The 13909-nt window shown below is 40.9% G+C and carries 15 protein-coding genes and 2 rRNA genes; 14 read left to right on the forward strand and 3 right to left on the reverse strand.

Translation table 11 applies throughout. From position 1 onward, the window contains the following. The 4 genes from BLS23_RS00005 to BLS23_RS00020 all read left to right on the forward strand — a co-directional run. Window positions 1–118, forward strand: a 23S ribosomal RNA gene (locus tag BLS23_RS00005); the annotation flags it as partial. Between the two features lie 91 nt (window positions 119–209). Continuing rightward, window positions 210–323, forward strand: a 5S ribosomal RNA gene (rrf, locus tag BLS23_RS00010). A gap of 184 nt (window positions 324–507) precedes the next feature. Continuing rightward, window positions 508–777 carry a hypothetical protein gene (locus BLS23_RS00015; RefSeq protein ID WP_089650473.1) on the forward strand — a complete coding sequence of 90 codons (270 nt, stop codon included), beginning with the start codon at window positions 508–510 and terminating at the stop codon, window positions 775–777. A gap of 67 nt (window positions 778–844) precedes the next feature. Continuing rightward, window positions 845–1084 (forward strand): hypothetical protein, encoded by a 240-nt coding sequence (locus BLS23_RS00020; RefSeq protein ID WP_244157010.1) that lies wholly within the window; start codon window positions 845–847, stop codon window positions 1082–1084. A 442-nt stretch (window positions 1085–1526) separates the two neighbouring features. On the opposite strand, the gene BLS23_RS00025 is transcribed toward BLS23_RS00020, so the two are convergent. Further along, complete coding sequence (locus BLS23_RS00025) at window positions 1527–2786, reverse strand: BaiN/RdsA family NAD(P)/FAD-dependent oxidoreductase (protein WP_089650778.1); 1260 nt, start codon at window positions 2784–2786, stop codon at window positions 1527–1529. 103 nt (window positions 2787–2889) lie between these two features. On the opposite strand from BLS23_RS00025, the gene BLS23_RS00030 reads away from it, so the two are divergent. Further along, the gene (locus BLS23_RS00030; RefSeq protein WP_089650474.1) at window positions 2890–4497 is read left to right on the forward strand and encodes a putative polysaccharide biosynthesis protein; all 1608 of its coding nucleotides are present in this window, start codon (window positions 2890–2892) and stop codon (window positions 4495–4497) included. Between the two features lie 18 nt (window positions 4498–4515). Further along, the gene (locus BLS23_RS00035) at window positions 4516–5241 is read left to right on the forward strand and encodes a pseudouridine synthase (protein WP_089650475.1); all 726 of its coding nucleotides are present in this window, start codon (window positions 4516–4518) and stop codon (window positions 5239–5241) included. Window positions 5242–5309: 68 nt separating this feature from the next. Here the strand turns inward: BLS23_RS00035 and BLS23_RS00040 are convergent, their stop codons facing one another. After that, window positions 5310–5507: a DeoR family transcriptional regulator gene (locus tag BLS23_RS00040; RefSeq protein ID WP_370551134.1), complete on the reverse strand. Its 198-nt coding sequence runs from the start codon at window positions 5505–5507 to the stop codon at window positions 5310–5312. Window positions 5508–5691: 184 nt separating this feature from the next. Here BLS23_RS00040 and BLS23_RS00045 point away from each other — a divergent pair, with 184 nt between their 5' ends. From BLS23_RS00045 to BLS23_RS00065, 6 genes are read left to right on the forward strand one after another with little or no spacing between them, the layout of a single operon-like run. Further along, window positions 5692–6711, forward strand: coding sequence for a potassium channel family protein (locus tag BLS23_RS00045; protein WP_089650477.1), 1020 nt, complete (start codon window positions 5692–5694; stop codon window positions 6709–6711). 2 nt (window positions 6712–6713) lie between these two features. After that, window positions 6714–7019 carry a zinc-binding metallopeptidase family protein gene (locus BLS23_RS21945; protein ID WP_244157011.1) on the forward strand — a complete coding sequence of 102 codons (306 nt, stop codon included), beginning with the start codon at window positions 6714–6716 and terminating at the stop codon, window positions 7017–7019. Next, window positions 6986–8089 carry a Sapep family Mn(2+)-dependent dipeptidase gene (locus BLS23_RS00050; RefSeq protein WP_244157012.1) on the forward strand — a complete coding sequence of 368 codons (1104 nt, stop codon included), beginning with the start codon at window positions 6986–6988 and terminating at the stop codon, window positions 8087–8089. Before BLS23_RS21945 ends, BLS23_RS00050 begins: the two co-directional genes overlap by 34 nt. An 18-nt stretch (window positions 8090–8107) precedes the next feature. Continuing rightward, entirely contained in the window at window positions 8108–9289 is a 1182-nt protein-coding gene (locus BLS23_RS00055; RefSeq protein ID WP_089650478.1) for an MFS transporter, read from the forward strand. Continuing rightward, window positions 9286–9843, forward strand: coding sequence for an RNA 2',3'-cyclic phosphodiesterase (gene thpR, locus BLS23_RS00060; RefSeq protein WP_089650479.1), 558 nt, complete (start codon window positions 9286–9288; stop codon window positions 9841–9843). Before BLS23_RS00055 ends, thpR begins: the two co-directional genes overlap by 4 nt. A gap of 1 nt (window position 9844) precedes the next feature. Beyond that, on the forward strand, window positions 9845–10762 hold the full coding sequence (locus BLS23_RS00065) for an NERD domain-containing protein (RefSeq protein WP_089650480.1): 918 nt from the start codon (window positions 9845–9847) through the stop codon (window positions 10760–10762). Here BLS23_RS00065 and BLS23_RS00070 read toward each other — a convergent pair. Continuing rightward, on the reverse strand, window positions 10749–11768 hold the full coding sequence (locus BLS23_RS00070) for an EAL domain-containing protein (protein WP_089650481.1): 1020 nt from the start codon (window positions 11766–11768) through the stop codon (window positions 10749–10751). The two genes, BLS23_RS00065 and BLS23_RS00070, sit on opposite strands and share 14 nt — an antisense overlap. An 88-nt stretch (window positions 11769–11856) precedes the next feature. Between BLS23_RS00070 and BLS23_RS00075 the strand changes: the two genes are divergently transcribed. Beyond that, on the forward strand, window positions 11857–12786 hold the full coding sequence (locus BLS23_RS00075; RefSeq protein WP_089650482.1) for a diacylglycerol/lipid kinase family protein: 930 nt from the start codon (window positions 11857–11859) through the stop codon (window positions 12784–12786). 158 nt (window positions 12787–12944) lie between these two features. Next, on the forward strand, window positions 12945–13751 hold the full coding sequence (locus tag BLS23_RS00080; protein ID WP_208599151.1) for a phosphotransferase family protein: 807 nt from the start codon (window positions 12945–12947) through the stop codon (window positions 13749–13751). The last annotated feature ends 158 nt before the right edge of the window (window positions 13752–13909 follow it).

Below are 13909 nucleotides of genomic sequence, written 5' to 3' on the forward strand. Positions count from 1 at the left end.
ATTTCCCTTTGCTTTAAGCAAATAAGATCCCTCAGAGACGATGAGGTTGATAGGTCCGAGGTGGAAGCGTGGTGACACGTGGAGCTGACGGATACTAATGGATCGATGACTTATCTATCTGATAAAAATCATTCGTGAAAAGATTGTACTCTTTCAAACAAGATGTTTCCTTATCCAGTTTTGAGGGTTCACCTCAAACTTTATATTGATGTGGTGGTGAAGGCGAAGAGGTCACACCTGTTCCCATGCCGAACACAGCAGTTAAGCTCTTCAGCGCCGATGGTAGTCGGGTTTACCCCCGTGAGAGTAGGACGCCGCCACATCATACGATAACCCTTCAGGAATATCCCTGAAGGGTTATTTATTTATGGATATTAGCAAAACATTTGATAGAATAATAGTATACATAGGATTCATATGGTTTTAGAGCTGAGCCAACATATGAGCACATGTAAGGGAACTGAAATGGTGAATTGGGAGTTATTTATGAAAGGAAGGGTGTAGGTAATGGCAGAATTGGTAAGGAAAAGGAATACGTTTTGGAATTGGAAGTATGCAGTAATGTTATTATTAATCCCGTTTGGTTTTTATTTAGTATCATTAAAGGAAGAAATCGGTTTTCTTCAACATATTTTCTTTGTAGGGATTATTGTATGGCTGGCATTTGTTGGAGTATTTGGGATCACCAACCGCTACGAAAGGTTAAAAATGTATGGATTCTTATATTTATCTAGCAGTCTTCTTTTCGCTTATTTAGGACTTGTATTTATTTGGTAGAAATTCTTGAGTTTCTTAATATTCCTCGTTATACTGAGTAAGAGAATGTATGTTCGGAGGGACCGATATGCAACTAGTGCGTTGGAGCCACTCGAGAAGGAAAATGGTCCGAGGGTATTTTGATAAGTTTCCGCATTCTACGGTTTATTTCAGACGAATTCGAAGGTTTTATATTGTGTATATGGTGGATTGGGATGAGGTTGATCCTTTTGTTTCTCAGGGGGATCGTGAAGAGATGCAGCATCTTATAAATGAGGAATTAGGTAGATTGAAAGAATATGAACAAAGAAAGTCGAGAAAGGGCTGACCCTCTCTCGACTTCTTTTTATTCTTCCAACCTTACTCATTTTTGCTCCCGGTTGCGGGAGACACAGTTTCGAAATAATTGGGGTTCGTTTGCTAAATTGAGCGTAAGGAAAGGTTGGGAAGCAACTCGCTTTCCAACCTTTCAGGAGAGAAACGACCCCCTATACTAATATGGGGGGTATTCCACTCCCACCCGGAAGCAGTCATAAAACGCTCTATATCAATAATTCGCAAACAGAATGGGTGCTAATGAAGTTTATATCCCTTCCTTTTCCTTATACATACAAGGTGCTTATTCCGGAAGTGATTTCGAGTCACTGACATGGTAAAGGGGCGTAGCGAAACTTTCCCCGCAGCCCAAGAATCGCACAAACATCTCGAAATCAAGTATTCAAGAAACCTGTAACTTAGTTTAACAACGTATGGAAGCTAAAGATCTAAAGTTATGCCATCGCTTCCCATGCTGCGTGCATTCCTGCGACCCTGCCGGTGACCATGGCAGAGGTGATATTGTATCCACCTGTATAACCGTGGATATCAAGAATTTCCCCGCAGAAATAGAGGCGTTCCATAAGCTTGGATTGCATCGTGTTCGGGATGATCTCTTTTATTGAAACACCACCGCCTGTGACGAAGGCTTTTTCAATCGGCTGAGAGTCATGAACATGGACGTGGAATTTCTTTAACAATTGAGTGAAATTCCGCAACTTTTCGTTTGAGATGTTGGCAGATTTTTCATCAGGGGATATCTCAGATTTCTCAAGAACAAAATCAAGCAGTCGTTCTGGTACCATCCCTTTGATCACATTTCTAAAGGTTTTCTTTGAATGTTCTTCCATCATCTTTTGAAGTTTGTCTAATAAAACATTTTCTTTCTCATCAGGTAGAGCGTCAATTTCAATGGTTACAGGTCGGTGTCCTTTCATGAATTCTTTGACAACATATTGAGAGCACCTTAAAATGGCAGGCCCTGATAAGCCGAAGTGAGTAAACAACATGTCCATCCGGTGTGTAACGATTTTTCTTCCTTTTTCATTTAACACAGAAACATCGACATCTCTTAGAGAAAGTCCTTGCAATGTCTTGTTTTTAATAAAAGAATCTTTGGAAAGAAGGGGAACCTCGGTCGGGAAAAGCTGGGTAATCGTATGGCCCGCTTTTTTTGCCCATGCATATCCATCTCCAGTGGAGCCTGTATGGGGCACAGCTTTACCACCTACAGCCAGTATCAGTGATCGGGTCAATATCTTCTCCTTAGACTTCAATATGACTTGGTGCTCGTTATCTCCATAATGGATGGCCTCGACGGGAGTTTCTTTACGAACTTCAATATTCAATTCTTCCATACGATTTAAAAGGGCTTGAACTACATCTTTGGCCTTGTTACTGACAGGAAACATTCGTCCGTGATCTTCTTCTTTCAAACCTACACCGAGTCCTTCGAAGAAATCGATGATGTCATAATTGTTGAAAACAGAGAAAGGGCTGTATAAAAACTTTCCATTTCCCGGGATATGTTTGATCACTTCATCTTCTGGAAGGCGGTTGGTGACGTTACACCGTCCTCCTCCCGATATGGCAAGCTTTGTTCCTAGTTTTTTTCCTTTATCAATCAGCAGAGTGTCGACACCTTGCTCGGCTGCAGCAATAGCAGCCATGAGTCCTGAAGGCCCTCCACCAATAACTGTTACTTGGTAAGTCATGGATGTCTTCCTTTCTTGGGTCATTCGTTCCTTGTTCTTCCTTTATCTATGATAAAATAGATGAGGTCGATTCTACAATAAAATTGAAGGTGAAAAGCGAATTATGTCAAAGATACTTAAAGGTACGATGTTATTAACGGCCGGAACATTTTTGTCAAAGTTTCTAGGAATGATTTATACCGTTCCGTTTGAAAATATGGTAGGTACGGAAGGAACAGATCTATTTTCGATTGCTTACGTTCCCTACAGCATATTACTTAGTCTTTCCAGTTTGGGGGTACCTGTAGCTGTCTCCAAGTTTGTTTCAAAGTATAACTCTTTGGGAGACTATGAAACAGGTCGTAAAATGTTAAAAGCTGGTCTGACTCTTATGTCCATTACTGGTGTATTAGCATTCTTGATTTTATTCTTTTCTGCAGAGCAGGTGGCTGCATGGACGATTGGTGAAAACTCTGATCGACTTGGACATGCCACAATGGTCATACAAATGGTCAGCTTTGCACTGCTTGTGATTCCGCCTATGAGTATTACGAGGGGATTCTTCCAAGGGCATGAATCCATGGCGCCTACAGCTGTTTCACAGGTCATTGAACAAATTGTAAGAATTGTGTTCTTGCTTGTTTCTGTTTTTATTATTGTTCAAGTCTTACAAGGGCCTATTCCTCAAGCGGTCGGTTTTGCAACGTTTGCCGCATTCATTGGTGGAATTGCTTCTTGTATCGTCCTTTATTGGTATTGGAGAAAGCGAAAACCGTTCTTGGATCGCCAGTTAGAGGCCCAGGAGTACACATATGGTTTGTCCAACAAGGAAATGTTCCAAGAGTTATTCGCCTATGCAGGCCCATTCATCTTAGTGGGGATTGCTACACCATTGTATCAGCTTGTCGATCAGTTTACGTTAGAGAAAGCAATCAAAGCCTCTGGATTGGAGTATAACAATGCTTTTTCGATTATCAATTTCCTGAGTCATAAATTAATTATGATTCCGGTCACATTAGGACTTGGATTATCGTTAGCATTGTTACCAGCGATCACTCAGGCTTTTACTAAAAATGAGATGAATCGTCTGAATCACCAGATTAACCAGGCACTACAAATCGTCGCCTTATTGATCATCCCAGCTGTCGTCGGTCTTTCAGTTGTAGCTTTTGAGGCCTATGGTACATTTTATGGGATTGAGGAGCTCGAATATCGGGGAGATCTATTGCGCTGGTATGCGCCAGTAGGATTGTTCCTGGCCTTATATACAGTAACTTCATCCATCCTACAAGGGATCAATAAACAGAATTTTGCTGTCATAAGTCTTGGGACAGGAATTCTACTAAAACTGGGACTGAACTGGTGGCTCATTCAACTATTTGGAGCAAAAGGAGCGATCATTGCCACAGGCATCGGTGTTGCTGCATCGGTTATCCTTAACTTTGGACGTATTTTCACTTCCATTGAATTTTCTTACCAACAGTTGTTTAAGAGGACGTTGCTTGTTCTGATTTTGACAACGATCATGGCCATTGTCGTGCTCTTTATCAAATGGGTGCTTGGCTTCATTTTAGATCCGATGGAAAGTAGACTGGATGCACTGATCGTTCTGTTCTTCAGTATAGGTGCTGGAGGTCTTGTTTACCTGTGGTTAACCTATCAGACAACATTGCTCGAGCGTGTCTTAGGTGAGCGTGTTCGTGTACTGGATAGATTTTTAAAAAGAGGATAAAAGGAGATTTGGTCCAGGATGAGAATTGATAAACTTTTAGCCAACATGGGTTATGGTACGAGAAAAGAAGTGAAAACACTTTTGAAGGGCGGAAACGTACGAATCAATGGCAACCCTGAGAAAAGTCCGAAAACCCACGTAAATCCTGATGAAGATCTGGTCACGGTGATGGGGGAAGAAGTAGAGTATAGAGAATACATCTATTTGATGATGAACAAACCAGGCGATTTGATTTCTGCGACGGAAGATGCGCATGATCCAACGGTGATTGATATTTTGCAGCCCGAGGACCAGGTATTTGACCCGTTCCCTGTTGGCAGACTGGATAAGGATACAGAGGGGTTGTTGTTGATCACGAATGATGGACAACTTAATCATCGACTAACCTCTCCTAAAAAAGATGTAGGGAAGACTTACTTCGCTGTCATCGATGGAAAAGTAACAGAAGAAGATGTGAGGAAATTCTCTGAAGGAGTCACTCTGGATGATGGATATCAGACCAAGCCAGGGAAATTGGTCATTCTCGAATCTGACGATGTTTCCGAAATAGAGTTGACCATCACGGAAGGGAAATTTCATCAGGTGAAACGCATGTTTGAAGCCGTTGATAAAAAGGTGACTTATCTTAAAAGGGTGATGATCGGCGAACTTGGGCTGGATGAAGATCTTGACCTTGGCGAGTACAGAGAGCTGACAGATGAAGAAATTGACTATTTGATGGGAATCACAAACTTAGAACAGTAGACAACTTTGAATGATCAACCAAAAAAACACCCGGAATCTTTTCCGGGTGTCATCTATATCCTCATCTTCTATGATATTTTGACTTTCTTTTCAGTGATTGTCCATTTTCCACGGTGCGGACTTGATACAAGCCCGTTGTATTCCAAAATGCTTAAGTCCCTCTGCATAGTACGGTCAGTGATACCGAACTCGTCTGCTAACTCATTAGTCGATACTGTTCCCCGGTCTCTAATATAGAGGTAAACAGCTTTGATCCGATTGAGCATGCGGGATGATGGATGATTCAAAAAACCACTCCTTAATCGTCATTGTATGGAACTTGTGGTGCATGTGAATCTCTGAAGTTGGTTTCATTCTACAATAATGAGACGGAACGTGCTACTATAATCGTTTTAATTTACAGATTATTCATCTAATTTACAAAATATTAAAAGTTAGGAGGCTGGTACTATGATTTTACTTCGGAAGATTTTCTTGAAAATGGTAAGAGTAAACAATACTGTACTGTTTACTGCGAGCGCTCTTCTTATTCTTGTTTCCAGTATTTTAATCGTTGTTGTAGAAAATGATACTTTCCCAACTCTTTTTGATGGTTTCTGGTGGGTGATGACAACGGTTACAACTGTAGGTTATGGGGACTATTTTCCGGTGACGGTGGCAGGACGTTCCATTGCGATACTATTATATGTCATAGGTATTGGACTTATTGGTATTGTGATAGGAAAAATTATTGATGGCCTAGCCATTTTTCGAAAAAAACGACTGGAAGGTGATATTGTGTATAAAGATAGTGGTCATTTCGTTATTATTGGATGGTCTCAAAAAGCCCATTTTGCGGTAAAGGAAATGATGGAAACAAATAAGGAATGCAATATTGTCATCATAGATCAATTAAAAGAAGCTCCGATTCTTACAGAAAATATCCACTACATAAAAGGCGAGGCTTCGGACGAAGATACGTTAGAAAAGGCGAACATTTCTCAAGCAAAAGCCGTTCTTATATTTGCCGATGAGCGAATGGGCAATGAACAAATGACAGATGGGAAAACTCTCTTAATTGCTTCTTCTATTGAAACGGTAGCACCCAATGTTCATACCATTGCAGAAATTATGGAAGAAAAACATGTGAAAAATTTCAAACATGCCCAAATCGATGAATTCATCGTTTCCAATGAAACGATTTCTTCCCTTGCCGTCCGTTCAGCTTTCAGAAAAGGTGTCTCCGGCATCTATGGACAGTTGCTTAAGAGATCGGTGGGAGAAGACTTATATTATATTCCGAAAAAAGGGAACTGGAGAACATATCGGGATGCTTTTCAGTCTTTACTTGATAATGGTGCGACTTTAATTGCTGATCGGAATGATCTAACCATCAATCGCAAATTGGATGAATCTATACCGGATGGGGCAGAGTTATATGCTGTATGTGACAAACCGACATATGAAAAAATTCTAAGTAAAGGAGAATGAGTATGGACTTTCATACGTTGAGTAAGAATTACGAAAAGGAATATTTAGAGAACGTGATGGAGTTGTTGAAAATTCCGAGTGTTTACGAAGAAGATCCTGTGTATCCCTATGGAAAACCTATTCATGATGCTTTGGAAAAAATGCTGAGTATTGGGGAAGAAGATGGATTTATTACTAAGAATGTAGATGGACATGGCGGCCACATTGAATTTGGGGATGGTGATGAAATCATTGGTGTTCTTGGCCATTTGGATGTTGTGCCGGCAGGAGCCGGTTGGACCACCCCCCCCCTTTTGAACCGACCATAAGGGACGGCAAGTTATACGCCCGTGGTGCTCAAGATGATAAAGGGCCTGTGATGGCTGCCTACATCGCTATGAAACTTTTAAAAGAACAAGGGTTTGAACCTAAGAAAACAATTCGTTTAATTCTTGGTACCGACGAAGAGCGAGACTGGAAGGGAATCGATTATTATTTTAAGAAGGAGACGATGCCTTCTCTAGGCTTCACTCCCGATGCATCCTTTCCGGTCATTCATGCTGAAAAAGGATTGTTAGACAGCTACATCACCTATACGCTACCTGAAAATGAGGGAGAAACAAAGGTAATCTCCGTGCAAGGTGGAGACCGTTTAAATATGGTCCCTGATGAGGCAGCGGCATGGATTGAATCTCCCCTGAATATATACGAGGTTTTTAACGAATATCTAGCCCAACACAAGCTTGAGGGGACAGTAAAGTCTACAGGCGGACAATATGAGGTGAAAGTGAAAGGCATTGCCGTGCATGCAAGCAAACCAGAAGAAGGACAGAATGCCATTACAGCCTTATTACGTTTTCTACAATCCCTTCCGCTAAATGATGAGTACGAATTATTTATACAAAATATGTTTAAGGCCTTTGAATCTACAGGTGGGGAAGGTTTAAATGTAAAGCAAATGGATGAAGTTTCCGGATCTCTCACTTCAAACCTCGGGTCGATTGCGATGGATGAGCATACCTGTAAGCTTGGTTTCAACCTTAGGTATCCTGTGAGTGCAGATTATTTAGCCGTTGATCAGAAATTAAAAGATCTCGCTGCAAAAAATGAGGGCACGTATGAAGTCTTCGACCATCTAGCATCGATTCACCTTGAAAAGGACCATCCGTTTGTCACCACATTGCTTTCTGTTTATAACAACGTCACTGGTGAAGAAGCGAAAGCGAAGACGATGGGAGGGGCGACCTATGCGAGAGCCCTTGATGCAGGCGTTGCTTTCGGGGCCTTATTTGATGATAGCCCGGATACGGCTCACCAAAGGGACGAACATGTAAGAATTTCAGATATGATCAAGGCCATTGAAATCTATGCCGAAAGTCTATATGCATTGACAAGATAAAGAAAGAGGGACCACGTAATGTCCGAACCTTCCACGGAGAAAACATATCGCTTTATTCAGATGTTTTACTTTTTTACTTTTTTTGCCTTCGGTTCGATTTTTCCTCTATTATCTGTCTTTTTAGAAGAGGAAAAAGGGCTGAATCACACACAAATCGGCATCGTTATCGCAGCCCTCCCCCTGGTCACCATTTTTGTACAACCGGTTTGGGGGATGCTGAGTGATTATACAAGGAATCCTAAACGGTTGTTAATGATCGCTTCCATTTTCGCTTCCGTGCTGGGAATCTTTTATCCCTGGCTGCAATTGTTCCCCGTCCTCTTACTAGGCATCATTTGTATCGCATTGTTTCAATCAGGGATCGTTCCTTTGTCTGACAGCTTATCATTGAATTTTGTCCAACGGAATGGAAAGGAATATGGTAACATCCGCCTTTGGGGAGCCGTTGGTTTCGCTGTGGCTGTATTTGTTTTAGGACGTTTGACAGAAGCGACTGGTTCAATGAATTGGATTTTTTATTCTTTTTCATTAGGATTACTGCTCGCTTTACTGACTTTATTTGAATTTCCAAAGCGCGCCGATGAGGTGACGGTTTCCTTTAGAGAGGGATTAAAGACCTTAATTAAAGAAAAGCCATTCCTGCTTTTTCTTGTATCTAACTTTCTCATCTTTGGTCCTGTCTTAGCGAATAATTATTATTTTGGTACGTTTATATTAGTTGTAGGAGGGACGCTTTCAGGGGTAGGACTTGCCTTTCTGCTTGCCGCTGGAAGTGAAGCACCATTCATGAAGTTCGCTCAAATGGTCATCAATCGTTTTGGCGTTGTATTTATTATCATTTTCAGTGCATCGGTCTCTTGTTTAAGATGGTTGTTTTATTATTTTGAACCCTCTAGTACAGTCGTCTACGCAACGACGATTGCCCAGGGGGTTTCCGTGGGACTCTACATACCCGCTGCTCTCATCCTGGTTCGGGAACTGGCGCCGGACGATGTAAGGGCTACGGCTGTGGGCTTATATTCAGCTGTCGGAAACGGACTTGGGAATGCTTGTTTTACATTCGTTGGAGGATTGGTGATTGATCTTTATAGTGTGTCGTTCATGTATGGTGTGTTTTCTTTCATGACTTTTATAGGAATCATCATTCTTCTGGTCGTTAATAAAATGGTTCAACCTGAAATGAAGGGGCGTATGGCATGAGTCATTATTTTATTGGTATAAAAGTCCATTCTGAGATTAGTGAAAAATTGATGAACTGGCAATCCATTCTGAGAGAGACAATGAACTATAAAGATTGGACGGCGAAAGCAGATTTGCATGTCACATTAAAGTTTCTCGGTAGTTGTTCCGATGAAAGGATTGAACGATATGTCCAACGTTTGAAAAATGAAAGCTGGCCTTCTGAGTATTCTTTAACTGTGGGTCCGGCTGGTTGTTTCGGTGATCAGGAGCGACCGAGGGTTTTCCATGCACAAGTGGAGAAGGCACCTTCCTTATTGGAAACAAAAGAAAAAGTGGATGGGATTGGTGAAAAGTTAGGTTTTCAAAAGGAAAAACGCGAGTTCAATCCCCATATCACATTAGCGAAAAAGCAGGCAGAAGGGGTCTCCCCATTAATGGAGGCTTCCGAGGCCTCTACCCTTTTTGAAACGTATGAAATGGTCGTGAACGAATTTTCCATTTTCCGAATCCATCCTGGAAAGCATCCAAAGTATGAAACAGTTGCGACGATTAAAGGTGGTCAGAAGATTTAATATGGCACAATTGATTAAATTAAATGATTATATTTCCAGATATGAAACAAATATCTATCAGTATCCCAGCCAATATGTAAAATTAAAAAGTGATCATTGGAATAAAATGAAAAAACGGTTCGAACAAGGTTGGGTTGAAAAGCCAATCGAAAATGGCAAAAGAATAGAAGAAGAGGAGCAGAAAGGGATTAAAAAGTTTTTTAAAAAGAAATCGAAAGAAGAAGCGGAAGAATCCATAAAAAATCCTCTGAGCGAAGATGATTTTCCTTCCTCAACGGAAGAATTAAAACAATACTACTTAGATGGTTTAATTCCCTTTCAGTTGAAATGGGCGACGACTACTCTAATGGAAAAATCATTTCTGGATCCCTCTTACAAGCAAAATTCTGACTTGAAGTATTTTTTACAAAGGTTTCCGGATACTTTTCTTCTTATGTTTGAACCTGTTGTGCAAATGAAAAACGCAGAGGTGGAGATCGACCATCTGCTTATCGGTCCATCTGGTATTGAAATCATCTCTCTCCTCTCTCACCCAAACGGCGAATCCATTCATCCTACTTCAGAAAATAGCTGGAATATTGAAAAGGAGGGGGTGCAAAGCAAGGTGTTGAGCCCGATGCACTCCCTCCGCAGAACAGAAACATTTGTAAAAAGTGTACTGAATAAATATCAATTGGACTTTCCATATCGCAAAGTCGTCTTGTCTAAAAATATGCGATTTGTTTCGGAACAAGTTCCCTATAGAACCGACTGGATTGGTAAAGATCAATATACCTCATGGTTTCATGAGAAAAGGGCGTTAAAATCTCCATTGAAGCATGACCAATTGAAGGTAGCAGAAGCTTTGTTGAAACATTGCAGGACAATCGCTGTTAAACGCCCGGAATGGGACATGGAAGACAGTTTTACGGAAGGATGAATTCCTTTTCCGGGACAGCCTGTGGCTTTCCGATGTAGTAACCCTGGCCAAAATCAACACCTAATTGTTGAAGCCATTCCCATTCTTCTTGCAATTCGATCCCTTCAGCGAGAACGTGGATGTTCAACTGGTTTGCTCGTTCCATCACATCGAATAGAAAAGCTTGATTGTTCACATCCGAATGACAATTTTGAATGTAAGAACGATCTATTTTCAAATAATCCGGTTGAAGCAGACTGAGCATCTCTAATGTGCTGTAACCGGACCCGACATCATCCAATGCCACTTTCATTCCCGACGCTTTATAGGTTTCGAGGATGGATTTTAAATGTTCCACATCATCGATTTTTTCTGTTTCAACGACTTCAAAAACAAGATCTTCTGGATCAATGTTAAATTCTTTAACGATTTGGAACGTGTGCTTCAAGCAAAATTCCGGTACATAAATCGTCGATGGTAGAAAGTTGATGAATATCTTATCTCCCGCATTCAGATGTTCTGACTTTGCTTTTACCGCTGTTCTGCGTGCTTTTTGATCAAGCATGGATTGGAGACCAGAGCGGCTGGCATATGAAAATAATTCGCCGGGTGGTACAGAAAGGTCTTTCGTCCGAAGTAGAGACTCATATCCGTAAACGCGGTTGTTCTTCATGTCAACAATGGGCTGTAAGTGCGATTGAAAAGATCCGGAATGGATCAACTCCGCTAATTCAGGGTATTGCAATCTTTCATATAAATGTTGAATAGAAATCGGAAATGATTGAGAGTTTTCGGTATTGAGAATATGTACCCAATAATCTGGCGTTGAACCTTCAAACCAATCCACCAGAGCAAGTCTTAATTCATCTTTATTCTTATAGCTATAAACTTTTGCCTCCGGACTTTCATAGGTGAGACGAAGTGGAAATTCCTTTCCTCCTTGATGAGGATGTATGGAGTTCAAAACTAATGCTCCCTGTTCTGGAATAAATACAGAAGTACCACAATATTGACAATCCTTTGCCAAAGTATACCCCTCCTTTTTTACTAATAGTATACTAGAATAATAGGGATGTTGTATAATGATATAATCACATAGGTAGGAGAAATGTCTCATGTACATAATGATTGTCAATCCAGTAGCTGGTAATGGTAAAGCAATGAGCCTGTTTCGGCGCATACAAAAAGAACCGCTATATAAAAAAGAGAATTGTCGGTCATTCCTAACTGAAGAAACCGGGCATGCAGAAAGACTGGCTCTTCAAGTGACCAAAATCCATCATGAGTCTTTGAAAGGGATTATTGTCCTTGGAGGGGATGGTACGCTCCATGAAGTCGTGAATGGAATAATAAATTATTCTGAAACTCCTGTTTGTTTTATACCAGCGGGTTCAGGGAATGATTTTGCCAGAGGGATGTCCTTGAAGAAGCGAGGATTAAAACTTTTTCGATCCTATGTGAGAAACCCAAAGAAATCAAAGGTCTATCTTGCAAACTACAGTCTTAATAATAGGAAGAAGCATGGAAGGCGTACGTTTATGAATAGTATCGGCTTTGGGCTTGATGGTGTGGTGGTAGCGGCAGCCAATCAGCAAAAATACCGCTCATGGACAAAAAGGCTTCATATAACTAAACTTACTTATCCTCTTGCTCTTCTGCGATCCATATCGAAGGCCCAACCCATCCAATTTGAGCTTTCTCTTGATGGGAAACAAATGAACATCCATAAAGCCATGATGGTGACCATAACCAATCATCCTTATTATGGTGGTGGAATGAAGATTGCCCCAAAGGCGAACATAAACAGTAAAGGGTTATCCATCCTTGTAGTCAAACCGATATCTAAAAAGAAGCTGCTGGCCATGTTTATCAGCGTATTTTTTGGTCTGCATACAAAGATGAAGGAAGTGGAAGAATGGAAAGCTTCCTCTGTGCATATAAGTTCGGGACAACCGCTCCCTTTTCAAGTGGATGGTCAAAATGGCTCTTGCTGTGATTGCAGCATCAAGAAAGCGGAAACATCGACAACATTCTACTTGGATTGATAGATATCTCTTGAAAGTTGACAGATTGATGGGTTAATCTAAAATAAGGTAACTGTTGAATCGGTATCATGAAAATTTTGGATCATTACCAAAGTACGATATACTAGAACAACAAACAAAGTCGTGATTCAATCACAAGAGGATTTGAGGAATTGAAGGTGAAATGGTTGGAACATATTCTTGGTAGTAATTGGACGATAACACCAGCAGGCGGTTCGACAGGAGAAGCCTACTACGCTCAGACCGAAGGGAAACGTTTATTCTTAAAACGTAATTCTTCCCCCTTTTTAGCTGTTTTATCTGCTGAAGGTATTGTGCCAAAGCTTGTATGGACCAAACGGCTTGAGAACGGAGATGTAATTACAGCACAGGAGTGGCTGGAAGGACGCGAACTGAAGCCTGAGGAGATGAAACATAGACGTGTGGCAAACCTTCTTAGCAAAATCCATCATTCCACAGAACTTCTTGATATGCTCATGAGGCTCGGAAAACATCCGTTAACACCAGATGAAGTACTGAGAGATATAAAAGAAAACCAAAAGGTTCTGGATCAAGTAGATCCCCGGATCGAAATTCATCAAGCCATCAAGTTTTTAGAAAAACACGCTCACCATGTCCACCATGATGTACACGTCGTTTGTCATTGCGATACAAACCATAATAATTGGTTGTTGTCTTCCAAAGACCAGCTTTACCTTATCGACTGGGATAACGCAATGGTAGCAGATCCAGCTCTTGATCTTGGAATGCTATTGTATAATTATATCCCCGAAGATCATTGGAACGTATGGTTAAAAGAATATGGAATCTACCCTGACTCTCATATGTTTGAACGAATGAAGTGGTACTCTGTATCGCAGGCCCTGGCTTTCATTCAATGGCATCAAATGAGAGGTGAATACGATGAAGCTTCCATTCGGACCGAGAAGCTGAAAAAAATTATGAAAAAGCATGAAATCATATAAAAAAGTTCCATCTGAATTTTATTCAGATGGAACTTTTTTAAATTTCATATTCAACTAAATGGCAGAATTGTGGAAGACTCGATTTCGAGACTTTTCGGGGTTAGTTTGCCGTGTGGAGCGTCAGGGGTGGTTGGGAAGCCACTCGCTTTCCTGTGGGG

The organism is Halobacillus aidingensis, from assembly GCF_900104185.1.
GTDB lineage: Bacteria > Bacillota > Bacilli > Bacillales > Halobacillaceae > Halobacillus > Halobacillus aidingensis.

Bases quoted from the DNA above. Each gene is read 5' to 3' on its own strand.
- BLS23_RS00065 (WP_089650480.1), top strand. From the start codon at position 9,845: ATGGCACAATTGATTAAATTAAATGATTATATTTCCAGATATGAAACA.
- BLS23_RS00025 (WP_089650778.1), bottom strand. From the start codon at position 2,786: ATGACTTACCAAGTAACAGTTATTGGTGGAGGGCCTTCAGGACTCATG.
- BLS23_RS21945 (WP_244157011.1), top strand. From the start codon at position 6,714: ATGGACTTTCATACGTTGAGTAAGAATTACGAAAAGGAATATTTAGAG.
- thpR (WP_089650479.1), top strand. From the start codon at position 9,286: ATGAGTCATTATTTTATTGGTATAAAAGTCCATTCTGAGATTAGTGAA.
- BLS23_RS00030 (WP_089650474.1), top strand. From the start codon at position 2,890: ATGTCAAAGATACTTAAAGGTACGATGTTATTAACGGCCGGAACATTT.
- BLS23_RS00020 (WP_244157010.1), top strand. From the start codon at position 845: ATGCAACTAGTGCGTTGGAGCCACTCGAGAAGGAAAATGGTCCGAGGG.
- BLS23_RS00055 (WP_089650478.1), top strand. From the start codon at position 8,108: ATGTCCGAACCTTCCACGGAGAAAACATATCGCTTTATTCAGATGTTT.
- BLS23_RS00035 (WP_089650475.1), top strand. From the start codon at position 4,516: ATGAGAATTGATAAACTTTTAGCCAACATGGGTTATGGTACGAGAAAA.
- BLS23_RS00075 (WP_089650482.1), top strand. From the start codon at position 11,857: ATGTACATAATGATTGTCAATCCAGTAGCTGGTAATGGTAAAGCAATG.
- BLS23_RS00040 (WP_370551134.1), bottom strand. From the start codon at position 5,507: ATGCTCAATCGGATCAAAGCTGTTTACCTCTATATTAGAGACCGGGGA.
- BLS23_RS00015 (WP_089650473.1), top strand. From the start codon at position 508: ATGGCAGAATTGGTAAGGAAAAGGAATACGTTTTGGAATTGGAAGTAT.
- BLS23_RS00045 (WP_089650477.1), top strand. From the start codon at position 5,692: ATGATTTTACTTCGGAAGATTTTCTTGAAAATGGTAAGAGTAAACAAT.